The sequence below is a fragment of the Rhodobacteraceae bacterium Araon29 genome (assembly GCA_039640505.1).
Taxonomy (GTDB): domain Bacteria; phylum Pseudomonadota; class Alphaproteobacteria; order Rhodobacterales; family Rhodobacteraceae; genus CABZJG01.
In genome coordinates, this window is the sequence record CP046865.1 from 2,352,350 (window position 1) to 2,374,552 (window position 22,203).

Annotated in this window: 19 protein-coding genes and 1 other RNA gene; 10 read left to right on the forward strand and 10 right to left on the reverse strand. The window is 50.9% G+C overall.

Translation table 11 applies throughout. From position 1 onward, the window contains the following. Window positions 1-40 precede the first annotated feature (40 nt). The 3 genes from GN278_11380 to ssrA all read left to right on the forward strand — a co-directional run bounded on the left by GN278_11380 (window position 41) and on the right by ssrA (window position 2,680). A complete protein-coding gene (locus tag GN278_11380; GenBank protein XAT61292.1) occupies window positions 41-778 on the forward strand; it encodes a GntR family transcriptional regulator in 738 nt (245 codons plus the stop codon). A 76-nt stretch (window positions 779-854) separates the two neighbouring features. Beyond that, entirely contained in the window at window positions 855-2,297 is a 1,443-nt protein-coding gene (locus tag GN278_11385) for an amidase (GenBank protein ID XAT61293.1), read from the forward strand. Window positions 2,298-2,329: 32 nt separating this feature from the next. Beyond that, window positions 2,330-2,680: a transfer-messenger RNA gene (ssrA, locus tag GN278_11390) on the forward strand. A 263-nt stretch (window positions 2,681-2,943) separates the two neighbouring features. Here the strand turns inward: ssrA and GN278_11395 are convergent. Next, on the reverse strand, window positions 2,944-3,276 hold the full coding sequence (locus tag GN278_11395; GenBank protein XAT61294.1) for a hypothetical protein: 333 nt from the start codon (window positions 3,274-3,276) through the stop codon (window positions 2,944-2,946). Between the two features lie 273 nt (window positions 3,277-3,549). Here GN278_11395 and GN278_11400 point away from each other — a divergent pair, with 273 nt between their 5' ends. The 5 genes from GN278_11400 (at window position 3,550) to GN278_11420 (ending at window position 7,241) form a co-directional block, all read left to right on the forward strand. Then, window positions 3,550-4,353, forward strand: coding sequence for a sulfurtransferase (locus GN278_11400; protein ID XAT61295.1), 804 nt, complete (start codon window positions 3,550-3,552; stop codon window positions 4,351-4,353). Between the two features lie 478 nt (window positions 4,354-4,831). Further along, on the forward strand, window positions 4,832-5,299 hold the full coding sequence (locus tag GN278_11405) for a hypothetical protein (GenBank protein XAT61296.1): 468 nt from the start codon (window positions 4,832-4,834) through the stop codon (window positions 5,297-5,299). 147 nt (window positions 5,300-5,446) lie between these two features. Beyond that, the gene (gene fumC, locus GN278_11410) at window positions 5,447-6,838 is read left to right on the forward strand and encodes a class II fumarate hydratase (protein XAT61297.1); all 1,392 of its coding nucleotides are present in this window, start codon (window positions 5,447-5,449) and stop codon (window positions 6,836-6,838) included. Then, window positions 6,838-7,014 carry a DUF4169 family protein gene (locus GN278_11415; protein ID XAT61298.1) on the forward strand — a complete coding sequence of 59 codons (177 nt, stop codon included), beginning with the start codon at window positions 6,838-6,840 and terminating at the stop codon, window positions 7,012-7,014. Before fumC ends, GN278_11415 begins: the two co-directional genes overlap by 1 nt. Then, entirely contained in the window at window positions 7,011-7,241 is a 231-nt protein-coding gene (locus tag GN278_11420) for an aryl-sulfate sulfotransferase (GenBank protein ID XAT61299.1), read from the forward strand. The genes GN278_11415 and GN278_11420 overlap by 4 nt, the downstream gene beginning before the upstream one ends. A gap of 57 nt (window positions 7,242-7,298) precedes the next feature. Here the strand turns inward: GN278_11420 and GN278_11425 are convergent, their stop codons facing one another. From GN278_11425 to GN278_11435, 3 genes are read right to left on the reverse strand one after another with little or no spacing between them, the layout of a single operon-like run. Further along, a complete protein-coding gene (locus GN278_11425; GenBank protein ID XAT61300.1) occupies window positions 7,299-8,657 on the reverse strand; it encodes a cytochrome P450 in 1,359 nt (452 codons plus the stop codon). Then, window positions 8,654-9,850 carry a hypothetical protein gene (locus GN278_11430; protein ID XAT61301.1) on the reverse strand — a complete coding sequence of 399 codons (1,197 nt, stop codon included), beginning with the start codon at window positions 9,848-9,850 and terminating at the stop codon, window positions 8,654-8,656. The genes GN278_11425 and GN278_11430 overlap by 4 nt, the downstream gene beginning before the upstream one ends. Before the next feature lie 53 nt (window positions 9,851-9,903). Then, on the reverse strand, window positions 9,904-10,650 hold the full coding sequence (locus GN278_11435) for a cytochrome c biogenesis protein CcdA (protein XAT61302.1): 747 nt from the start codon (window positions 10,648-10,650) through the stop codon (window positions 9,904-9,906). Window positions 10,651-10,744: 94 nt separating this feature from the next. Here GN278_11435 and GN278_11440 point away from each other — a divergent pair, with 94 nt between their 5' ends. Next, window positions 10,745-10,969 (forward strand): preprotein translocase subunit TatB, encoded by a 225-nt coding sequence (locus tag GN278_11440; GenBank protein XAT61303.1) that lies wholly within the window; start codon window positions 10,745-10,747, stop codon window positions 10,967-10,969. A gap of 51 nt (window positions 10,970-11,020) precedes the next feature. Here the strand turns inward: GN278_11440 and GN278_11445 are convergent, their stop codons facing one another. Both GN278_11445 and GN278_11450 read right to left on the reverse strand, forming a co-directional pair. Beyond that, a complete protein-coding gene (locus tag GN278_11445; protein XAT61304.1) occupies window positions 11,021-13,825 on the reverse strand; it encodes an Rne/Rng family ribonuclease in 2,805 nt (934 codons plus the stop codon). A gap of 413 nt (window positions 13,826-14,238) precedes the next feature. Then, window positions 14,239-15,111 carry an NAD-binding protein gene (locus tag GN278_11450; GenBank protein ID XAT61305.1) on the reverse strand — a complete coding sequence of 291 codons (873 nt, stop codon included), beginning with the start codon at window positions 15,109-15,111 and terminating at the stop codon, window positions 14,239-14,241. Window positions 15,112-15,200: 89 nt separating this feature from the next. Between GN278_11450 and GN278_11455 the strand changes: the two genes are divergently transcribed. Continuing rightward, on the forward strand, window positions 15,201-17,666 hold the full coding sequence (locus GN278_11455; protein ID XAT61306.1) for a penicillin acylase family protein: 2,466 nt from the start codon (window positions 15,201-15,203) through the stop codon (window positions 17,664-17,666). 1 nt (window position 17,667) lies between these two features. Here the strand turns inward: GN278_11455 and hflX are convergent, their stop codons facing one another. From hflX to trkA, 4 genes are all read right to left on the reverse strand, one after another. Beyond that, on the reverse strand, window positions 17,668-18,942 hold the full coding sequence (gene hflX / locus GN278_11460; GenBank protein XAT61307.1) for a GTPase HflX: 1,275 nt from the start codon (window positions 18,940-18,942) through the stop codon (window positions 17,668-17,670). Beyond that, window positions 18,939-19,178, reverse strand: coding sequence for an RNA chaperone Hfq (hfq, locus tag GN278_11465; protein ID XAT61308.1), 240 nt, complete (start codon window positions 19,176-19,178; stop codon window positions 18,939-18,941). The genes hflX and hfq overlap by 4 nt, the downstream gene beginning before the upstream one ends. Before the next feature lie 114 nt (window positions 19,179-19,292). After that, on the reverse strand, window positions 19,293-20,795 hold the full coding sequence (locus GN278_11470; GenBank protein ID XAT61309.1) for a TrkH family potassium uptake protein: 1,503 nt from the start codon (window positions 20,793-20,795) through the stop codon (window positions 19,293-19,295). A 3-nt stretch (window positions 20,796-20,798) separates the two neighbouring features. Next, complete coding sequence (gene trkA / locus GN278_11475) at window positions 20,799-22,175, reverse strand: Trk system potassium transporter TrkA (GenBank protein XAT61310.1); 1,377 nt, start codon at window positions 22,173-22,175, stop codon at window positions 20,799-20,801. Window positions 22,176-22,203: the final 28 nt, after the last annotated feature.

Here is a 22,203-nt window from a genome sequence, read left to right on the forward strand (position 1 = left end):
TTCTTGCTTTTTAAATGTCAGACTTTTAAATGTCTGACAAATGAAAATTAACCCGAATGACGCAGCGGACCTTTCGGCCCAAATCGCCGAAGCCATCCGAGATGCAATAATTAACGGTCAGTTGATCGTCGATGAGCGCTTGCCCTCTGAGGCCGAATTGGCCGATCAATTTGATGTTTCTCGCTCGACTGTACGCGAAGCGCTAAAGCGTCTTGCTGCGCAGTCCCTGATCCGCACTCAACGCGGCGCATTTGGCGGTGCATTTGTGAACCGGATCAGTTTTGAAGAGGCCTACGGGCAGCAAATCACCACCTCAACCCTTCTTTTATCTATGAATGCCGTGAGTTTTGATGTCGCGTGCGATGCACGTTTCGCGATGGAGCGCGCCTGCGCACCGTTTGCAGCCGAGCACCGCAATGCGGATCATCTGGCCACCATGCGCGCTGAAATTCACCGCCAAAGCCAGCCCGGGCTAAGCGATGAAAGCTGGTGCGCGTCGGATGTGGCCTTTCACCGAGCGCTTGTGGATGCCGCAGATAATCCGGTTCTGTCCTATCAATTGGCCGGCGCCGTTGAGGCTATGCAACCATTGATGAATATGATCACCTTTACCGCCCGCAGCCGCGAGCGGATTATTGCATTGCACAGTGATATAGCAGATGCTCTTGACGCGCAGGACAGCGCATCAATCGAACTGTCGCTCACAGAGCTTAGCAATTATACAAAAACCTTGGCTGATAACGTCATTGCAGCAAAGCAAAAATCAAATCAGAAATAAATCTACGCAAACTTATCATCTGATTTTTCCGGTTTTCATATTGTTTATCCAGCGCTCTTCTGCGCAGGCTTAAGACATGAAAATTGATGAGATTCACCAAAAATACCGCCAGGGCGATACAACCGCCGCCGCGCTGACACAAAGCTACATCGATCGCATTCACCGCCTAAATCCAGAGTTTAAAGCTGTCCTAAAGCTCGAGCCAACCGCGCTTGAACAAGCCCAAAAGATCGACCTATCTTTTTCAAAAGGCGTCTGGCGCGGCCCGCTACACGGCATTCCTGTGCTGATCAAAGACAATATCGAAACCAAAGGTGCGCTGCCCACAACCGCGGGGTCGCTGGCCCTTTTGGACAATGTAACCGGCAAAGACGCCACCGTGGTGGCAAAACTGCGCCGCGCCGGTGCAATCATTCTTGGGAAAACCAACCTGAGCGAATGGGCCAACTTTCGCGATCCGAAATCATCATCGGGTTGGAGCGCCCTCGGCGGGCAAACCGGCAATGCCCATGATGCCGCCCGAACGCCGAGCGGATCAAGTTCCGGCTCGGCTGTTGCTGTTGCGCTCAAGCTTGCCCCGATCGCTCTGGGCACGGAAACCGATGGCTCGATCATCAGCCCGGCCGCCAGCAACGGGATTTATGGCATCAAACCATCACGCGGAGTGGTTTCAAGGACAGGTGTTATTCCTTTGGCCGAAAGTCAGGATACCGTGGGACCGATGGCGCAAAGCTTTAGCGATGCGATGAAGGTTTTTGATGTCATATCGGGCCGTGATCCAAAAGATAAAGCCACGATAAGAAAACCTAAAGCGCCACTTTCAGGCAGGCCCATTCCTATTAAAGGATTGCGAATTGGAACTATGGATTTGACTGGACTTTGCGCCCCTACCCGCACGCTTTTTGAGCGCAGCCTAAAGCGGCTCAAAATCGCCGGTGGGGTAATTATACCAGCACAGCATTCCCAAAAGGTGCTAAAACAGATCGAACAAATGCGGCAGAGCGAGTTTTTTATTCTGCTCTATGAGTTAAAAAGAGACCTTGATCGCTATCTGTCCAAAACACCTGCAAAGGTCGCCGCCCGATCGCTTGCGCAGCTGATTGATTTTAATGCAACCCACCGATTGCAAGAGATGCCATATTTTCAACAAGGTTTTTTTGAGCAGTCTCAGGCGTTGAATATCCAAAACCTAAAGCCAAAATACCAAAAGCTGCGCAAAGACTACCGCACACAGGCAAAAGCGGCCATCGAAGCGCTGTATCAAACCCACCGGCTTGATATCTTAATCTCGCCCAGCAATGTAGCGCCTGCAAAAATTGATCATGTGAATGGCGACACGCGCGGCGGCAGTGCAGATACCAGCCTACCGGCAATTGCCGGAAGCACCCATATTACACTTCCGATGGGCCGCGTGCGCGAATTGCCGGTTGGGCTGTCGCTGATTGCCAATATCGGGTATGATGCAAAAGCCTTTCGCATAGCAGAGTCGATCGACGCTTTGTTGGCACAAGCCGATTAAAATCCAGAGATTTATTTTAGGAAGTCATTATTACCCTTCAAACCGGCACTGAAATCACCTATGCTCGCTTTGTTCGCAAGAACTATGGACATAAACGCGCTCGTAATAAGCGGATCGGACCCGGGGGCGGTACCCGGCGGCTCCACCAACACCCGTTCATTTGGCGGCTTTGGGGCCGAAATAGGATCGACGAACGTCTAAAGGGGTTAGCTTTGTCTCGGCGAGATACCACCGTACCGGTTCAAACAGTACAATTGCAAATGACAATCGTGCTCCAATGGCGATGGCTGCGTAAGCAACCTGAGTTATTGAAACTTTAAGCCCTGTCGCCTAGCCGCGTCAGGCGGGGTTTCGGAGGTTCCTGGCAACAGAATACCTCCACTTTCCATAAGCTGCTGGCATAGCCCTATGCGTCAAGACGGCTACTCTCTTTCAAAGCCGACCGCTAAGGCATGTTCGGTTTCACAGGTGTCACCCGAACAACATTCAAAAATATTGGACTTGCAAAACAAACACTGCTCATGTCCGTGAACCACCACTGTCTTCAATGGTGAATGGCACCTTGGGCAACGCTGCTGATATGGATTAGCAGGGTTCAGGGGATTATTCATAGCAACATCGGGTGTCTAAAGTCACGCGGCAAAACTTAGTCCCTCCATGGCCCATAGTTGCGTTGGTTGCCGGTAAGGCTACTGACATGGACATGGTCATGAGCTCTATAGCAGGCGGTAACAACAAATTCGTTTAGACCTTTGGACGCCAAGGCATCGTGAATATCCTGCTCGTCTTCTGCTTCCCAATGGCAGAAAAAGAAATCATCGTTCCCCACCCAATATCCAAGACATTTGGCTTGCTCAAAAGTCCAATCCTGCGCCCATTCATGATCTGTCTGCCAATCCTCGCGCGGCGGCGGCATCAAGAATTGTTTTTTTACCTCGTCTGACAGGTAAGTATGAATTGCGAGAAATTGTTTTCTCATCATCGTGATCCTCAAGGTTGCGCCCTATCTTGTTAGAAAACATCAGAAAAATCAATCTTCAAGATAGTATTGATAGTAGGCATATCACGCGGCCTTCAAAAGCAGGCGGGCACAAAAGCGCTCATGCTCTAGGCACTCTTAATTTCTGGGTATCAGATATAACTTGATTAAAATTAGAAATTCGCCCTAAGGTAGAGCGTGGGGTTAGCGCCTGCCCCGTGAGGCCAAGGCCAAAGCGACGCATCCTTTTCACCTAACTCAAGAGGATGGATCATGGTCTCGTTTACCGAAATTTCTTGTGCCCAATTGTTCAAGCAGATCGGCCTGCAAGATACCCCGCAGATTTTAGATGTAAGATTGGATGAGGATTTCGAACCCGATGCATTTTTAATCCCTTCATCCTATCGCCTTCCATACACAGAGGTTGAAAAATCTTTGGACCACATTCAGAGCTCAAAGGTTATTGTCGTTTGCCACGAAGGGCTTAAATTATCCCATGGCGTGGCGGCGAAACTGCGCAGCAATATGATAGATGCCTGTGCCTTGAGCGGTGGTTTCGTCGAATGGCGCAAGCAGGACTTACCGGTTATTTCGGCAAGCCAACTGCCGCCCAAACAATATATAAATGGCTTATGGGTCACCCGCCATCGCCCCAAAATTGACCGTATTGCATGCCCATGGCTGGTGCGCCGATTTGTTGATCGCAGGGCGCGATTTTTATATGTACCACCCGCCCACGTGCTAGATGTTGCTGCACGATTTGAGGCCATTTCTTTTGATATTCATGGCGGTGAATTCTTTGACCAAGATCCCTTTTCTAGCTTTGACATGCTACTCGATAAGATCGGACTAAAACACCCGGCGCTGACCAAAATGGCGGGGGTTATTCGTGCAACAGACAGCGGCCGCTTGCAAGATGCGCCTGAAGCGGCTGGTTTACTCGCATTTTCGGTAGGATTATCCAAACTCCACCGAAGTGACACTGCGCAAATGGAAGCTGGATTACATCTCTATGATGCTTTGTACCTTTGGGCCAGAGACGGGCTAAAGGAAACCCATGGCTGGCCTCACGAATAGAACTAACGTTGGCATCAGGGCACTTTTTTCTTCAAATCAGGTTTGCAATATCGGCAAATTTTGCTTTGACGGCCTGATCGTTTGTTTGGATTTGATGCATGATGGCAACTCAAAGCTTTATAAGAGGGCAAAATAAGATGGCAAATTCAGTCCCGCTGAAAACATGGTGTGGTTTACAGACCGCAAGGCACTGCGTTAAAAAAGCCTTTTTGGTTTAGCCTTCGTATGCAGTTGATACTGTATAGATCACCCCTTTGGCTGAATATCCTTGTGACCATGAGCAAAGACTGGCTTGCTCGGCAGGACTGGGTTAAGTAGGGCGTAATCTTTGTCCTTCGACAATCTTTATCGGGCGAGTTGGCAATGCTACAGATCCAGCAGCTTTAGAAAAACTATAATCCAAACATTTTTTCCAGTTTGACCTCTTTAGTTTTCGCCAAAACCTCGTATTGTGAGGCTAAAGTAAAAGGATGATGTGATGTCGCAAACTTTGGACTACGGAAATATTATGAATCGCGCGATGCGTGTATTTGTACGGGATGTCCTACAGCAAGTGGCAGATCACGGGCTGCCCGGAGAGCATCATTTTTTCATCACTGTTGACACCCAGCACCCAGATGTCGAGATCGCTGAATGGCTTATCATGCGCTATCCTGATGAAATAACCATTGTGATGCAAAACTGGTTTGAAAATCTTGATGTGCAAGACGACGGCTTTTACGTGACGCTAAACTTCGGCGACACCCCAGAGCCGCTTTATATTCCCTATGCCGCCATCATTACCTTTGTCGATCCTTCGGTCGAGTTTGGTGTGCGATTTGAAAAAATCGACGGGCCAGAAGACGAGAAGCCATCCCTTGCCTCTGTCGAGCCAGAGCCCGAGACCACAGCCGAGAAACGCGATGGGGACGCCGAAGTGGTAAGCCTTGATAGCTTTCGCAAATAACTTTCTATGCTTAGCTATCTGTTGTGCAGTTCTAGAAAAATGTAATGAACGGTCGGCAATTCAAAGAGACCCGGGTGAAATTTAACATTGCCTGCCCCTGTCAGCTTTTATACATGTCCTGCATAAGCTTGAAAACCGGAGTATATAATGTCGCAAACCCGCACCGAAACCGATAGCTTTGGCCCTCTTGAGGTGCCGGCAGAAAAATACTGGGGCGCACAGACCCAGCGCTCTATTTTAAACTTTCCAATTGGATGGGAACGCCAGCCGGTCTCGATCATACGCGCGCTCGGGGTAATCAAGCAAGCCTGCGCACAGGCCAATTTAACCTTGGGCAAACTTGATGAAAGCCGCGCAAAAGCTATTGTTCAGGCGGCCTCAGAAGTGGTTGAGGGCAAATTTGACGATAATTTCCCGCTTGTCGTTTGGCAAACCGGTTCGGGCACACAGTCAAATATGAATGCCAACGAAGTGATCGCCAACCGTGCGATTGAAATTCTTGGTGGTACCATCGGCAGCAAAGATCCGGTGCATCCCAATGACCACTGCAATATGGGGCAATCTTCAAACGATACTTTCCCCACAGCCATGCATATTGCAACAGCCATGAGCGCGCATAACGTGCTGCTTCCCGGTTTGGAAAAACTTCATGCCGGCCTAGAAGAAAAAATGAAAGAGTTTGACGGCATTATTAAAATCGGCCGCACCCATACTCAGGACGCCACTCCGCTCACCCTGTCGCAGGAGTTTTCCGGATATGCGCATCAGGTAGCGAAGGGCATTGAACGCATAAAACGGTCGCTTGGCGATATTTATGAGCTGGCCCAAGGCGGCACTGCGGTGGGCACCGGGCTCAACACATCACCGGGTTGGGATGAAATGGTTGCGCAGAATATGGCGGACATCACCGGATTGCCGTTTGTGACTGCACCGAATAAATTTGAAGCTCTTGCCGCCCATGACGCAATGGTTGAAATCTCTGGTAGCTTGAAAACTGTTGCCGCAAGCCTGTTTAAAATCGCCAATGATATTCGACTGCTGGGCTCTGGACCGCGCTGCGGGCTTGGCGAATTGGTGCTACCTGAAAATGAACCCGGCAGTTCGATCATGCCAGGCAAGGTGAACCCTACACAATGCGAAGCCCTCACCCAGGTTTGCGCCCATGTCATTGGCAATGATGCAGCGGTTGGCTTTGCCGGATCGCAAGGGCATTTTGAACTTAATGTCTATAAACCAATGATGGCCTATAATGTTTTGCAATCGATGCAACTCATCGGGGATGCCTGCTCTGCCTTTACCGATAATCTGATTACCGGGCTCAAGGCCGACGAGACACGGATCGACAAACTAATGCGCGAAAGTCTAATGTTGGTTACGGCGCTGGCGCCTCAGATTGGATATGACAACGCCACAACGGTCGCAAAAACGGCGCATAAAAACGGCACCACACTGAAAGAAGAGGCCATCGCCCTTGGATTTGTGGACAGTGAAACATTTGACAAGGTGGTGCGTCCGGAAAATATGGTTGGCCCCAAGTAATGCCCCAGCCCGTCAATCTGAACCGGGCCCGAAAACAAAAAGCGCGCGCCGAAAAACAGGCGCGAGCAAAGGAAAATTCGGTCAAATTTGGCGTCTCTAAAGTGGAAAAGACCGCTGTAAAAAAACGCCTCGAGGCCGAGAGTTCGCGCCTTGATCAGCACCGGCGCGACCAATGAGCCTGCGGCCCCAAAAACGCTCTTTGACACTGCGCGGTCATCGCACCAGCGTATCTTTGGAAGACCGCTTTTGGCTGGCGTTCCGCACCATTGCAAAAGAAAAAAAGCGCCCCATAAATGTTCTTGCGGCTGAAATAGATGCGGCGCGCGCACTGGATACAGGACTGGCCTCGGCTATTCGCGACTATGTTTTGCAGCACTATATGGATAAAGACAGCCGCGCCTAAACTGGCTTTTTCTTTGGCCAAATACTCCCGCCGGAGGCGCGCTCTTTTTTCGCCCCATCAGGTGTCGGTTTGACGCGCTTCAAAGTTCAAATAAATACCAGATTTTGCCCGCACAGTTAAATGGGCGACCGGCACAGGCGGCGCATGCTCAGTGCAACTGATGCGAAAACTGCGCAGGATACGCGACAGGAAAAGCGGTCCCTCAATCATTGCAAACCCTGCCCCGGGACAAACCCGTGCGCCGCTGGAAAATGGCAAAAATGCATCCCGCAAGCAGGTTTTGCCATTGCCTGTTTGCCACCGGCCAGGATCAAAACCATCAGGATTTTCCCACAATCTTTGGTGGCGATGCAAATGCCAGGGGCTTAGAACAATCGCGCTGCCCTTGGCGATTTTGCGATCCCTAAAACATTCGGGCTTGGCATTTTGGCGCACCATCATCGGCACCGGCGGATAAAGCCTTAGGGTTTCGCGAAACACATCGCGCGATATTTGAAGCTGGCTAACTACGGAAAAACCGCTGCTGTCGTCCAAAACCGAAGCTTCATCGGCCAAATACTGCTGCCAGTCAGGATAAAGCGCCATTAAATACAGCGCCCAAGCCAAAGCCGATGCGCTGGTTTCATGCCCGGCAAGAAGAAAGATCGCAACTTGATCCACCATTTCATCACGCGAAAAGCAGGCACCAGTCTCCGGATCGGGTGTTGTCATTAATTTTGTCACCAAATCCTCTGGGGCCTGCCCGGATTTTATTTCTGTACTACGTTTATCAGTCAGCTCTTGGATCAGAGCGCGTATTTTGCGGGCCGAGGCTTTAGTTGCACGCCGATGAAACCGTGGTACCCAACGCGGCAGAGGCACGAAAGCTGCGATGTTTAAAATAGGTTGCTGACGTTGATAGCGCTGGAATTCCCGAAAGATATCATTTGCGATTTTATCTTCGATTGGAACGGAAAATAAAGTCCTGAAGATCACATCGGCTGCTGCAAAACTGGCAAGCTCTTCTACTTCGATGATGCCGGGTTTAATGCGCTTTACGGTCGCTTCGCTGGCGGCTTTCATCGCCGGAAAAATTTGCCTTAGCCGCCCGCCTTCAAAGGCGGGGTCAATAATCCGCCGCTGACGTTTCCAAAGCGCCCCATTGGTTAAAAAAACGCTATTGCCCAAAAGTGGTCGCAGGCCTTCACTGATGCGTTCTGATTTTGGAAAATCATCAGGACTTTCTTTTAAGACTTTGCGGATCAAATCCGGTTGATTGATCAGGTAAGACCGAAAAAACGGTGTTTTAAACTCTGCCATCCAAGCACGGTATAAGCGTTCAGGCTGGGCCGATAAAATATCTTTGCGGAACGCCAACATATAGCGCCACAGAGATGTTTTTCCCTGTCGAGATGTAGGTTTTGGCGGATCTATCATGCCATATCCCGATGCCGTGCAAAGGCGGTTTCAATACGTGATTTCGAAGCCTTGCGATCCTGAAACCGCTGCCCCAAGCTTATTGGCCCAGCGGTAATTTGAAAATAGTCATAATCCCGTGGGCGATCAAAGGCGCATAGATATTGAAAATGTAGCCGGAAAAACCGCCATCTTAGTGATTTCCAACGCTCTGGCGACAGGCTCTGGGTAAAGGCTGCTGAAATGACCAAAGGACCGGTTTTGCCGATAGAAGCTACGCCGCTGACTGCAACCGGATCGCACAGCGCAAAAGAACATCCGTCTCCCGGAGCCGATACATCCACCCATGACACCTCACCCATTTGCGACAGGTCATGAAGATCACGGCGCAATGCCGCCGCCTTTGGCAGGAAAGTCACCATCGGCATCACATGACCCAAGGATAAAAGTCCAATCGGCATAGGCGCGCACTTGATTTGATTACGGCGGCCAAGCTCGGCCAGAACAGATACAGCCAAATGCGCACCAGATGAATGCCCCACGACCAGAACCTCATCCCAATCTTCTGCCATCGCTTGGGTTACTTTTTGCCCGAATTGCTTTAGGCGCTGGCTTAATTCTGGTGGATAAGCACCGCCAAACTGGGCCGTAAAGGCATAATCCTGCATCAGGTAATAGGCAAAAATGCGCCCGTCTAAGCGGCGAAAGACCTCTAAAACCGGCCAGGTTAAAATCATTCCCGGCCAAAACAAATAAGGGTGGATACTGGCCAAAATTGTGCCAGAAATAAAGCCAATTGCCAGTGCAATTATTAACTGGCCAAGCAAAAATCCCACAGGGTATAACGCCGCGATCACCGGGCCTTTGCGCACTTTAATCACATCTGCCAAAGCGCCTGTCGACAGATAAATCCACGCTGTGCGCAGCAATTGCAGATAGGTGGCTAAAATACCTGCGCGCATGGTGTCTTTGACCAAATCAGACCAAACAAGAACCTCAATTTCAGCCTCACAATCCTGATCCCCAAAACTTGCATTAACCTGCCAGCCAAAACGATCTTTCAGGTGAAGCGCGCTTTGGCTGATAGTGTAGCCTGAAATCGCCGCCTGCTCTTGGGAATTTTGGCGGTAGAGTTCACGATACCGGCGTGCAGGGAAAGGATCAAACCCCGGTATATAGAATACTTTTCGCCGCTTAATCTGCTGCATATTCATGCCGCTATCCACTATAACTTTCCACCAAGTATGGCGATTTGAATCATTTTTGACTAACCCAAGTTGCCAAGAACAGGAATTTCCAATAGCCATAAAGTCAAACTAGAAAATCCACCGGTTAGCATCAACAATCCAATGGTCCATAATAGCAGCCCCATCAACCGTTCGATTTGAACCATATAGGTCTTCACCCATAAAAGCACGCCGCTCAAACGGGATATAAAGACCGCCACAAGGATAAAAGGAATGCCCAGACCCGCGGCATAGACCCCAAGCAATAATGTACCCTTTGCCACCGATCCCTCTGACGCCGCAAGCGACAAAATAGCGCCCAGCTGCGGGCCAATACAGGGCGTCCAGCCAAACGCAAAGGCCAGCCCCAACACATAAGCGCCGAGTGTTGATCCGCCGCGATCCCCGGCATCAAAGCGCATTTCACGGTCGAGAAATCCAATCCGGTATATTCCAATAAAATGCAGCCCAAACAGCATCACCAATAGCCCTGCAACGGCGTTAAAACCTGTTTGATAACTGAGGAAAAACATCCCCAGCGCCGAGGCGGTAAAGCCAAGCAGTAAAAAAACAGTGGACAGCCCCAAAACAAAACTAAGCGCCGGCAACAGAGCCGCATAGCGGCGCGTGCCTTGGGAAAGCTCTGAAAGCGATACACCGCTCATATAGGCAAGATAGGGCGGCACAATAGGCAAAACGCAGGGACTAAGAAAGGAAAGCACCCCTGCAAAAAGTGCAATCGCCATAGCTGGCAGTAGGCCAGCATTGATCAAAGTGATTCCATCCATGGCAAAGCCTTAGTTTATTTTAACGCTCTGGTCACGGGGGCCAAACATCACATCTTTGTGGACAAATATCAAAGCACCCCCTAGATGATCCCACATGACCTATAACCTTGATGCTTGCGGTCTGCTCTGTCCGCTGCCTGTTTTAAAGGCTCGTAAAAGGCTTTCACCACTTGCTTCGGGCGAGATGTTAGCCTTGCTCTGTGATGACCCCGCAGCGATTATAGATGTTCCGCATTTTTGCCATGAAAATGGCCATCGGTTGATCAAAACCGTTGATGAGGGACAGGGAAAGACGCTTTACCTAATTGAAAAAGCCTAGTCGTTTCAAGCGGACCACACTGAATGTGGACCGCTTTTTAGGCAGATTGGTTTACTTACCGATTGACCACCAGCCGCGCTTTTTTGATTTGTTCGTCTCAACAGGTGCATCGGCCGTTTCAGATGGCGCTTGCACATCCGCGGATTGAGGGCTTTGCGCTTGAGGTGCCAGCGTAACCTGCTCGCCCTCCGCGCTTGAACCGCCCTCTCCACCGTCAGACGCCGCCGCTGCAGCCTCGGCTTCTTTTTGGGCTTTGGTCTTTCTTGGAGCTCTTTTGCGCTTTGGCTTGACCTCTTCAGGAGCCTCTGGCTCTGCCTTGGCGGGTGTCTCGCTTGCAGGTGTCTCGGTCGCGGCCTCTGCCGCTTGATCAGGCTTATCCTCGACTTTTTTCTTTGCTCTGGTCCTGCGCGGGCGTTTGGCCGGTTTTTCTTCGCTTGCGGCAGGCGGCTCTGCCACAGGCTCAGCGGGTGCATCTACTGCCACCGTTGCGTCATCTTCTGTTTTTTCTGATTGCACCGGTTCGCCCTGCGCATCATCAGCGCCGGTTTGATCCTCTTTGGCATCGCTTAACGGTTCGCCATCACTGTTGAGCGCGCCGTCTTCTTGCGATTGGCCAGATTTACGCCGCCGCCGACGACGGCGCCGTTTACGCGGTTTGTTCCCCTCTTCTTGAGCATCATCTTTTGCCTCAGGGGTTTCGCTGCTCTCTTCGCTATCGTCAAAATGCTCCATATCGACGGCATCGACTGAAACAACAGGTTCGGTTGGCTCAGGAACGACCCGCGTTGCCGTTTTGAACTTTTCGATTTCATAATCAGGGCTAACTAGGCTGGCAACCCCTTCTATGCGCACCGACAGCCCGTAACGGCTTTCTATTTGCGCCACATGCTCGCGCTTCTGGTTCATGATATAATTAGCAATTGGAACCGGGCATTTGACCAGAACTTCACGGGTTCGGCGCCGTACGCCCTCTTCTTCAATCTGCCGCAAGATGGACAGGGCAAGGTTATCATCCGAGCGAATTAAACCGGTGCCATGGCAATGTGGGCATGGCTGTGTTGTGGCTTCGATCATGCCAGGCCGCAACCTCTGTCGGCTCATTTCCATCAAGCCAAAGCCAGAAATACGGCCCACTTGAATGCGCGCGCGGTCTGTTTTTAGCTTATCCTTGATCCGCTTTTCGACCGCATTGTTATTTCTGCGCTCTTCCATGTCGATAAAGTCGATCACGATCAGTCCGGCAAGATCGCGCAACCTTAATTGACGTGCAACTTCTTCTGCGGCCTCAAGATTGGTTTTCAGTGCGGTTTCTTCAATCGAGCCTTCTTTCGTAGCCCGGCCCGAGTTGACATCAATGGCCACCAAAGCTTCGGTTACACCGATCACCAAATAGCCGCCGGATTTCAACTGAACCACCGGGTTGAACATGGAAGACAGATAGCTTTCCACTTGATAGCGCGCAAACAGCGGCAAACTGTCTTGGTAGTTTTTCACGTTTTTGGCATGCGATGGCATGATCATTTTCATGAAATCCTTGGCGATGCGATAGCCGCGCTCGCCTTCAACCAGAACCTCGTCAATCTCACGGTTATAAAGATCGCGGATCGAACGTTTGATCAGATCGCCTTCTTCATAAATTTTCGCAGGTGCGGTGGATTTCAATGTCAGCTCGCGAATTTGTTCCCAGAGCCGTTGCAAATATTCATAATCGCGTTTGACTTCCGTTTTGGTGCGCTTGGCGCCCGCTGTTCGGATAATCAGCCCCGCACCCTGCGGGACATCAATTTCATGGGCAATTTCTTTGAGCTTTTTGCGATCAGCCGCATTGGTAATCTTACGGCTAATGCCGCCGCCACGGGCAGTGTTTGGCATTAAGACACAATAGCGGCCCGCCAGTGAAAGATAGGTGGTCAGAGCAGCGCCTTTATTACCGCGCTCTTCTTTCACCACCTGGATTAGCATAATCTGACGGACCTTTATGACTTCTTGTATTTTGTAACGCCGCGGACGCGGCTTGCGGATTTGGCGTAAATCAAAGGTATCATCGTCATCAGCGATGTCTTCGATGCTTTCATCCTTTTCCGCAGCGGAGCTGGCCTCATCCTCTGTGCTGTCCTCGTCCTCTTCGCCGGCCTCATCCGAAGATGCAGGCTCAGCTTGAGAACTGGCGCCCTCGGAAGATGTGTCTGAGGCCTCTTGCTCAACGTCCTGACTTACTTCAGGCTGTGGTTGATCAGCTTCGGCGCTTTGATCATTCTCAACACTGTCTGTATCGGTAGCCTCGGGCGCATCTGCGGTATCGGCTTCATCAACAGAAACAGACACCTGGGATGTTTCTGGCTGCGCGTTTTCTTCAACCGCGCTACCTTCATCGGCTGGCTCTGTGAGACCATTGCCCTCTGTGTCCAGATCAATGGTTTCCATGCCGGTGAGCTGGGCATCCTCGACGTCTTTGGTTTCAACCGCGTCTTTTGATTTCAGCGATTGTGCACGGGTGCGGCCCCGGCGTCCACGGCCGCGCTTTTTCGAGGTCTCTTCTTCCTCATCAAGCGCACGCTGGGCTTCGGCGTAGGCGCGCTCTTCTTCCATCAGCGCTTCGCGATCCGCAACTGGGATTTGATAATAGTCCGGATGAATTTCCGAAAACGCCAAAAACCCGTGGCGATTTCCACCGTAATCTACAAAAGCAGCCTGCAGCGAGGGTTCGACCCGTGTGACTTTTGCTAGATATATATTGCCTGCAAGTTGGCGTTTGTTTTCTGATTCAAAGTCGAACTCCTCAACTTTGTTTCCATCCGCCACCACAACCCGAGTTTCCTCGGCATGGGTGGCGTCGATAAGCATTTTCTTAGCCATGTTTTCCAATTGCACACGCAACTTCGCCCGATCCTAAAGGTATCGGACTGTTTTGCGATATGTCTTACTAGGGCGATATTCGGCGCACGGCATATAGGGTCTGTTTCAACCTTGTTGCCCGTACAAATCAGTTCTGCGCTCTGCATCGCGTTTCTTTCCAGTGGTAATCCGCACAAGATCCCACCAATTTATGTCCCTTCACCGATCGGTTCAGGGGATTATATAGTGACCTGTTAAGGTCTGATCGATCTGCACTGCGGGCGTCATTTATATGCAATAACGCTGCTCGCTGTGCAGTGAAACTTTGTCGCGGTGCGCGATTAAAACAACACATCGCTTGTTTGCAACATAAGGCTTCCGACTGGCAAATGACAATGGGCAAAGTGCGATTAGTTTTTTATTTCTTTGGAAATTCAACCCAAAGCCCGCAGTCTTTTGAGCAAACTAGAGGTATCCCAGCGACCACCACCAAGTTTTTGGACGTCTTTATAAAACTGATCCACCAAAGCTGTCACCGGAAGGGAAGCTTTGTTTTCTTCGGCCGCTGCCAAGCAGATCGCAAGGTCTTTGCGCATCCAGTCCACGGCAAAGCCATGTTCAAAATGATCATCCAGCATGGTTTCATAGCGATTTGACATTTGCCAGCTGCCTGCGGCGCCTTGGCTAATAACTTCGACCACCGCGCGCCCGTCCAATCCAGCATTTTCAGCAAAATGCAAAGCTTCCGATAACCCCTGAACCAATCCGGCTATTGCAATTTGGTTGCACATTTTGGTCTTTTGCCCAGCGCCGCTGCCCCCTAGTCTTCGGCAAATTTTGGCGTAGACCGCCATTATGGGCTCCGCTGTTTCATAAGCCGGCAGATCGCCACCACACATGATGGATAATGCTCCGTTCTCAGCGCCCGCCTGACCGCCGGAAATTGGCGCATCCACAAAGCACAGCCCATTGGCTTTTGCCGCTCCGTAAAGCTCATCGGTAACCTGCGCTGAAACCGTTGTGTGATCTACGAAAATCGCGCCTTTCCGCATACCGGCGAACGCGCCGTCCTGACCAAGCGTCACGACGCGCAAATCATCATCATTGCCGACGCAGGCCATTACAAAATCTGCACCTTCTGCAGCCTCTTTAGGCGCTTGAGCCATCACTCCACCATGCTCGGCCACCCAATTGCGCGCCTTTTCAGTCGTTCGATTATAGACCGTGACCGAGTGACCTTTTGCTTGCAGATGACCTGCCATCGGAAAACCCATCACCCCAAGACCAAGAAAAGCAATTTTAGCCATCGTAATTCCCCAAAAAATTTGTATCTCTTGTTGTGTCGCGTTGCTATATCGGTTGCAAGAGCAGAGCGCATAAAAAAGGGATAAAATGCATGGCAATCTTATTTCGGTGGAGTTTGCGGATTGCTCTGGCAATGATCGGGCTGCTTATTGCCGGTGTCTTTTTGATTTATTATCTGGCATCACAGTCCCTGCCCGACTACGAAAAAACCGTAAGCTTACCCGGAGCAATTGAGCCTGGCGAAATTATTCGTGATACCTTTAATGTTCCGCATATTGTTGCGGCGCGCGACGAGGATGTGTTTTTCGGCCTTGGTTATGCCCATGCGCAAGACCGGCTTTGGCAAATCATGCTGATGCGCCGCACAGCCCAAGGCCGGCTATCTGAAATTTTTGGACCCGAGACCTTACAAACGGACAAACTTCTGCGCCGTCTGGATTTATATTCTTTGGCGCAATCCTCAGTGGCCGCGCAGTCGCCTGATGCCCGCCGTGCCTTAAACGCCTATTCAAAGGGGATAAATGCGCGCATACATGAGATAAACAGAGATGCGCTCGGCCGCGGCGCACCAGAGATGTTTATTTTTCCAACAGATGTTTCGCCTTGGCGGCCAGCAGACAGCCTTGCCATTTTGAAACTCATGTCTGTGCAACTCAGCGGCCATTTGGCGAATGAGGTTTTGCGGGCCAAAACCTCGCTGAAATTGGACGATGCCGCCCGACTATCAGATATTATGCCAGATTCCCCGGGGCAGGTGATCGCCGACCTAGAGCAATATTCCACCGTGATCCCTAAGCTTGGCAACACACCCAAAACAGCCCAAAGCCAAACTGCAGATGATTTATCGCCCTTTCCAAGCGTTAAGATGGCCGGTGCCTCAAACGTCTTTGCAGCAGCGCCTTTTCGGGCAGCAGCCGGCGGCACGCTTTTGGCAAATGACCCGCATCTGGGACTGACTGCACCCGCAATCTGGTATCTGGCGCATTTAGAACTGACAACTGGCGGCGTGATAGGCGCCACCATCCCCGGAATTCCGGCTGTGCTCTCTGGGCGCAGTGCGATGTTGGGCTGGGGGCTGACATCGTCGTATCTTGACGACCAAGACCTCTTGATCGAAGAGCTAGACCCTGAACGGCCAGAATATTACCGCGCGCCGGAAGGATATAAAAAGTTCCGCAGCCGAGAGACGATTATCAATATCAAAGACCACGCTCCGGTAACGATCACTCTAAGATGGAGCGATAATGGGCCGATCCTGCCCGGCACCCATTACGGCATTTCAGAAATTACTCCACGGGGCCATGTGGCCGCACTGTCGTGGACAGCTTTGGGCAGCGCGGATACATCCTTTACCGCAGGATTTAATCTAATGAGCGCGCAAACTACCTCGCAGGCTCTTGCGCTTTTGAAAGATTATCACAGCCCATCGCAAAATATCATTCTGGCAGATACAGAGCAGATCGCAATGAAAACAATCGGTGTGATGCCACTGCGCGCAGCATCCCACCAGACCCAAGGCCGTATGCCCAGCCTCGGTTGGCGCACAGAAAACCGCTGGAAGGGCCGTATTGAATACGCCAAAAACCCCGAATTTATTGATCCCGACGGGGGTGTTTTAGGTAATACAAACAATAAGGTATCCTCTGGTGAATTTCCTGAGCACATGTCATTTAGCTGGGGCGACAGCCAGCGTATTCAACGCTGGAAACGCCTGATGCAGGGTCGAAAGGTACACACCCGCGAAAGCTTTATTGAGGCGCAGCTGGACACGGTTAGCTTCACCGCACGTGCGCTGCTGCCATTGATCGGGTCAGATTTGTGGTTCACCAGCCAAGCCGCACCGCAAGGCACTCTGGCCCGAAACCGCAAAACCGCTTTGGATTTACTTGCCGAATGGAACGGTGAGATGAACGAACATATGCCAGAGCCTTTGATTTTTTCGGCATGGATGCGGGCGCTGCAAAACCGTTTGATCCGCGACGAGCTTGGACCGCTGGCGGATAAGTTTGCCCATATGGAGCCGCTGTTTATCGAACGGGTTTTCCGCAATATCGATGGCGCAGCGCAATGGTGTGACGTGATCCAAAGTGCAAAACAGGAAACCTGTGATGAAATATCGCGTCTAGCACTTGACGATGCATTAGTGTGGCTGGCTGAAAAATACGGATCAAACATGGAAGCTTTGCGTTGGGGAGAAGCGCATCAAGCCCTGCACCGCCATGCAACTTTGGGGCGGGTGCCGCTGCTAAGCTATTTTGTAAATATCTACCAACCGACAAGTGGTGGAGATAACACGCTGCTGCGCGGAAAAACATCCGGCGCCGAGCCAGAGCCATTTTTCAATGTGCATGCTGCCGGCTATCGCGGAGTTTATGATTTTGCTGACCCCGACAGTTCGGTCTTTGTGATCGCCACCGGGCAATCGGGTCATTTTTTATCACGGCATTATGATGATCTCGGCCAGCTTTGGCGGCGCGGAGAATATATCCCGATGTCGCTGGATCTTGATCTGGCGCGTGCGGCCGCGGTGGGTGTGACCTATATCAATCCCGAATAAATCACAGCGCAGCGAATTGTGTTTTTTGCTTTGATGTCCAGCTTAAAGACAACACGCTGTCGGTGTCGCGCGTTTGCTCTTCGATAACAACGCCCTGTGCGTAAAGCCACGCTCGGCGTTTACCGTCAGCGTGATCCAAAACAATCTCATCTGACTGCGCGGCTGCATTGAGCGCTGTTGCAATTGTGTCTAGAACCTGCTCAATCCCATCGCCCGACAGAGCTGATATGGCAAAAACATCGTCTTGGCGATCGGCGCGGGCCGCTGTGGCTGCAACATCTTCTTCTGGCAATAAATCAATTTTATTCCAAAGCTGAAAAATCGGAGTGGCTTCGGAAACGCCCAGATTGGTGATAATTTGATCCACATCGCCAGCTTGTTCTTCGCTTGCCGCATGTGAAATATCGCGCACATGCAAGATAATGTCGGCGGTCAGCACCTCTTCGAGCGTGGCGCGGAAGGCTGCAACCAATTCGGTTGGCAAATCGGATATAAACCCAACGGTATCGGAAAAAATCACTTCAAATCCGGGGCCAAGCTTGACCGATCGCATGGTCGGGTCCAGCGTTGCAAAGAGCATATCTTTTGCCATCACACCAGCCCCGGTTAAACGGTTGAACAGGGTGGATTTACCGGCGTTGGTATAGCCCACAAGAGCCACCACCGGAAAGGGCACCTTGGCCCGTGCAGCACGGTGCAGACTGCGGGTTTTAACCACTTTGCTCAATTGCCGCCGCAATCGCACCAATTGTTGATCAATCGCCCGCCGGTCTGCTTCAATCTGGGTTTCGCCGGGTCCGCCGACAAATCCGAGCCCGCCACGCTGACGCTCAAGGTGGGTCCAGGCTCGCACCAAACGCGTGCGCTGATAACTCAAAGCCGCCATTTCAACTTGTAAAACCCCTTCACGGGTGGCGGCACGGTCGGAAAATATTTCTAAGATCAAGCTGGTACGATCCAGCAGTTTCACTTTCCAAAGCTTTTCCAAATTGCGCTGCTGCACCGGGCTAACCAGCCCGTCGATAATCACCAGCTCGATATCTTGGTCGTGAAACAGCTGTTTTAGCTCTTCAAGCTTGCCTTTGCCAAAAAGATGGCCGGGGTTCGGCTTTGGCAAAGGCACAATGGTAGATCCTACGGCCTCTAGGCCAGGCAGCGCCATCGCAAGTGATACGGCCTCGCCTATCGCCGAAAGCGGCTCTCGGCGATCAGGATCAGATTTAATGTCTGGAAGCAAAACCCAAGCGCGGGTGTCGCTTTTCTCTGTTGCCCTCAATTGGCGTCTTCACCTTCATAAAGGGAAATGGACTGTGACGGCATAATCGTCGAAATGGCGTGTTTATACACCAGTTGCGATTGCCCATCGCGGCGCAAAAGAATGCAAAAATTGTCAAACCATGTTATGACACCTTGCAGTTTAACACCGTTGATCAAAAATACCGTCACCGGGATTTTGGTCTTACGTACATGATTTAAAAATGCATCTTGCAGGTTTTGACGATCTGAGGCCATTTTTTTACCTTTTCTTGTTTTTACGCCCTAGTCACGCAATCCTAATCAACAATGAAATAGCAATGCTTACGCCGCAATACAACCACATCTCTTAAACAGGGTCTATTCTAATTCTTAACGCCACCACGCTTCTGGCGATAGCATGGCCAAAACCACCAAGATTTCAAATCGCCCCAAAATCATTGCAAAGCATAAAATGGCTTTGGTCCAACCGCCCGCAGACACCAGATCGACAGTGTCAGGGGCCACCAGATCAATCAAGGGGCCCGTGGTGCTCAGAGCGCTGATACAAAGCGCTAAAGCCGTCTCAAAGGAAAAACCTGTTGCTGCAAGAGCCAAGGTAATCAATGCCAGCGCAATGGCAAACATCATGAAAAAGATCCACGCGACAAAAGCATTGCTTCGCAATTCTTGATTATGCCGATTGGACATCTGGCCGACAGATGACGGATGGATCAATTGATCAACCTCTCGCATTGCATTGAGGTAAAGCGAATAGACGCGCAGTAATTTAACACCCCCTGCGGTGGTGGCAACGCCGCCCCCGATCAGAGCCAGTCCCATGAATAAAAGCGCCGGCGTACTGAGCGCGGACCATTGTTCCCCGGCGCCCCAATGGGCGCTCACAAATCCAGTCGTTGTGATAAAAGACAAAGTGGTGAACAAAATACCCCATAAGACCTCAAAGGCCTGCGCAAAGGTAAGTATGCCGCTAGCGTTCATGACCCCCAATATTTGCCAAGCAAGCAGTCCGAGGCTGACAATCACAATAATTAGCATACCAAAGCGTACTTCGGGATCACGGCGCAGTTGTTTGGCCGATGGGCCACCGCGATCTGCCTGCACTGTTGACCGCGATACTGCCAATAGCAAAAAGACGAAAATTAGCCCCTCCACCAACCATTGCCCAGACAAGTCAGACAATTGAACCGCCCCGGTGATGCCGCTGGTGGCCAGAACCGACATAGCATATATTAACCCGTCGAAGCCCGCCATCCCGCTAAGGGTAAGCCCCAACCACAATATGCCAGTCAAAGCCGCGTATATCGGAAATAATTGCATCGAGTTGCGGAGCAAAAAGGACCGGCGTTCTTTAGCGGTCAAAAAACTTGTTTGACGGCTTTTAGAAGAGCCGACCAATTCAAAGCCGCCTAAATTCATCGGCGCTAGAATAGCAGCCGCAGAAATCCAGATTAAAACGCCGCCAAACCATGCCACCAATGCCCGCCACAACAGCAAGCTGTCCGGGAGACGATCTGGGTCAAAAACCCGTAGCCCAGTTGTGGTTAGCGCGCTAACCATATCAAGGTAGGCCGTTGAAAAATTGGTGGATTTAAGTATCTCGGCCTCTGGTATAGCCAAGAAAACTGGCAAAATGACAAACCCAAGGCCTAATGAGCCCAGTTGTTGTACCCCGCTTTCCTCAATCTTTCGATTGGACATTGCCAAGGCCACCATTGCAAGGAAAAGCAATCCCAAAACACCAGTGTAAAAGAACATACGCGCATCGAAGTAAGCCGCTTGCGATAAAGCAAAAATGCTTGGCAACAACATTGTAGTAGCGGCCACTGCAAACAGGTGGAAAAGAACAGGAAGATCTAGGAAACGCCTGAGCATCGACTAGAAAAAGTCAATCGAGACTTGCAGCAATCGCTCGACTTCCGGAATATCCTTGGACAGCGCAAAAAGCGCGATCACATCGCCTTCTTCAATGCGGGTTTCTCCTATGGGCTTGACCAGTTCTTGCCCCTTTAGAACCCCACCGATCAAAACCCCTTCGGGGAAATCAATGTCACGAATTTTTTGGCCCGTTATGGGCGAAGTTGATAACACCTGCGCTTCGATAACTTCGGCCTCGGCATCACCGATAGAATAGACTTCGCGCACTCTGCCATGACGGATATGGCGCAAAATCGAACTTACGGTGGTGGCCCGAGGGTTGATATATGCATCGATGCCCAGCGGACCCATCAAAGGGATAAGCGTTGGATCATTAATCAGTACGATTGATTTTGGACAGCCTTGCTGCTTTGAGCGCACCGCCGCAAGCATATTTGTTTTATCATCATCAGTGACGGCCAAAACTGCATCAGTTTTAGCAATGTTCGCCTCGGTCAGAAGGCTCGCTTCTAACCCGTCCCCATGCAGAACAATGGTTTTTTCCAATTCATTGGCCGCATGCTCAGCAACGATGCGATTTTTTTCAATTACTTTGGCACGCACTCTTTGAGAGCCCGACTCAAGTGCTTTTGCAATCGAAAGACCGACATTGCCGCCGCCGATCAAAAGCACCCGGTCATTTTTGCTTTGAGGTTTGCCAAAGACCTCGATCACGCGATCCGTATCGTCGATATGGCACATGACATAGACTTCGTCCTGAGCAAACAATTGATCGCCCGCATCGGGGGCAAAAAGCAAACCTTCACGGCGCACACCAACAACCAAAGAACGAAGGGTCGAAAACAGATCGGTCAATTGGCGCAACGGTGTGTTGGTGACTGGGCAATTTTCATCCAAGCGCAGTCCGAGCAGTTGAGCTTTGCCCTCTAAAAAAGTTTCTGTGTCAAAAGCAGCATTGGCCGACAGACGTTTAAGTGCTGCCTGCGCAACTTCACGCTCGGGGCTGATCACAACATCAATGGGCATATGATCGCGGCGGTAAAGATCTGAATAAATTGCATCAAGATAGGACTGGCTGCGCAGGCGGGCTATTTTTCTGGGGATATCAAATACAGAATGCGCCACCTGACAGGTCACCATATTGACCTCATCCGAATGAGTTGCAGCGATAATCATATCCGCATCGCGTGCACCCGCCCGCTCTAATATATCAGGATAGGACGCAAATCCTGCGATGCCCTGAACATCAAGCGTATCTGTAGCGCGGCGCACCAGATTAGGATTGTTGTCAACGATCGTAACGTCATTACGTTCGTTGGACAAATGTCGCGCAATTTGCCAACCGACTTGACCGGCACCGCAAATAATGACTTTCATCCAAATCCCCTTTGACCTGGTAGATCTT

What these genes read in the sequence shown, in the direction of transcription:
- GN278_11380 (XAT61292.1), top strand. Translation starts at nt 41, where the DNA reads ATGAAAATTAACCCGAATGACGCAGCGGACCTTTCGGCCCAAATCGCC.
- GN278_11385 (XAT61293.1), top strand. Translation starts at nt 855, where the DNA reads ATGAAAATTGATGAGATTCACCAAAAATACCGCCAGGGCGATACAACC.
- GN278_11395 (XAT61294.1), bottom strand. Translation starts at nt 3,276, where the DNA reads ATGAGAAAACAATTTCTCGCAATTCATACTTACCTGTCAGACGAGGTA.
- GN278_11400 (XAT61295.1), top strand. Translation starts at nt 3,550, where the DNA reads ATGGTCTCGTTTACCGAAATTTCTTGTGCCCAATTGTTCAAGCAGATC.
- GN278_11405 (XAT61296.1), top strand. Translation starts at nt 4,832, where the DNA reads ATGTCGCAAACTTTGGACTACGGAAATATTATGAATCGCGCGATGCGT.
- fumC (XAT61297.1), top strand. Translation starts at nt 5,447, where the DNA reads ATGTCGCAAACCCGCACCGAAACCGATAGCTTTGGCCCTCTTGAGGTG.
- GN278_11415 (XAT61298.1), top strand. Translation starts at nt 6,838, where the DNA reads ATGCCCCAGCCCGTCAATCTGAACCGGGCCCGAAAACAAAAAGCGCGC.
- GN278_11420 (XAT61299.1), top strand. Translation starts at nt 7,011, where the DNA reads ATGAGCCTGCGGCCCCAAAAACGCTCTTTGACACTGCGCGGTCATCGC.
- GN278_11425 (XAT61300.1), bottom strand. Translation starts at nt 8,657, where the DNA reads ATGATAGATCCGCCAAAACCTACATCTCGACAGGGAAAAACATCTCTG.
- GN278_11430 (XAT61301.1), bottom strand. Translation starts at nt 9,850, where the DNA reads ATGAATATGCAGCAGATTAAGCGGCGAAAAGTATTCTATATACCGGGG.
- GN278_11435 (XAT61302.1), bottom strand. Translation starts at nt 10,650, where the DNA reads ATGGATGGAATCACTTTGATCAATGCTGGCCTACTGCCAGCTATGGCG.
- GN278_11440 (XAT61303.1), top strand. Translation starts at nt 10,745, where the DNA reads ATGACCTATAACCTTGATGCTTGCGGTCTGCTCTGTCCGCTGCCTGTT.
- GN278_11445 (XAT61304.1), bottom strand. Translation starts at nt 13,825, where the DNA reads ATGGCTAAGAAAATGCTTATCGACGCCACCCATGCCGAGGAAACTCGG.
- GN278_11450 (XAT61305.1), bottom strand. Translation starts at nt 15,111, where the DNA reads ATGGCTAAAATTGCTTTTCTTGGTCTTGGGGTGATGGGTTTTCCGATG.
- GN278_11455 (XAT61306.1), top strand. Translation starts at nt 15,201, where the DNA reads ATGGCAATCTTATTTCGGTGGAGTTTGCGGATTGCTCTGGCAATGATC.
- hfq (XAT61308.1), bottom strand. Translation starts at nt 19,178, where the DNA reads ATGGCCTCAGATCGTCAAAACCTGCAAGATGCATTTTTAAATCATGTA.
- GN278_11470 (XAT61309.1), bottom strand. Translation starts at nt 20,795, where the DNA reads ATGCTCAGGCGTTTCCTAGATCTTCCTGTTCTTTTCCACCTGTTTGCA.
- trkA (XAT61310.1), bottom strand. Translation starts at nt 22,175, where the DNA reads ATGAAAGTCATTATTTGCGGTGCCGGTCAAGTCGGTTGGCAAATTGCG.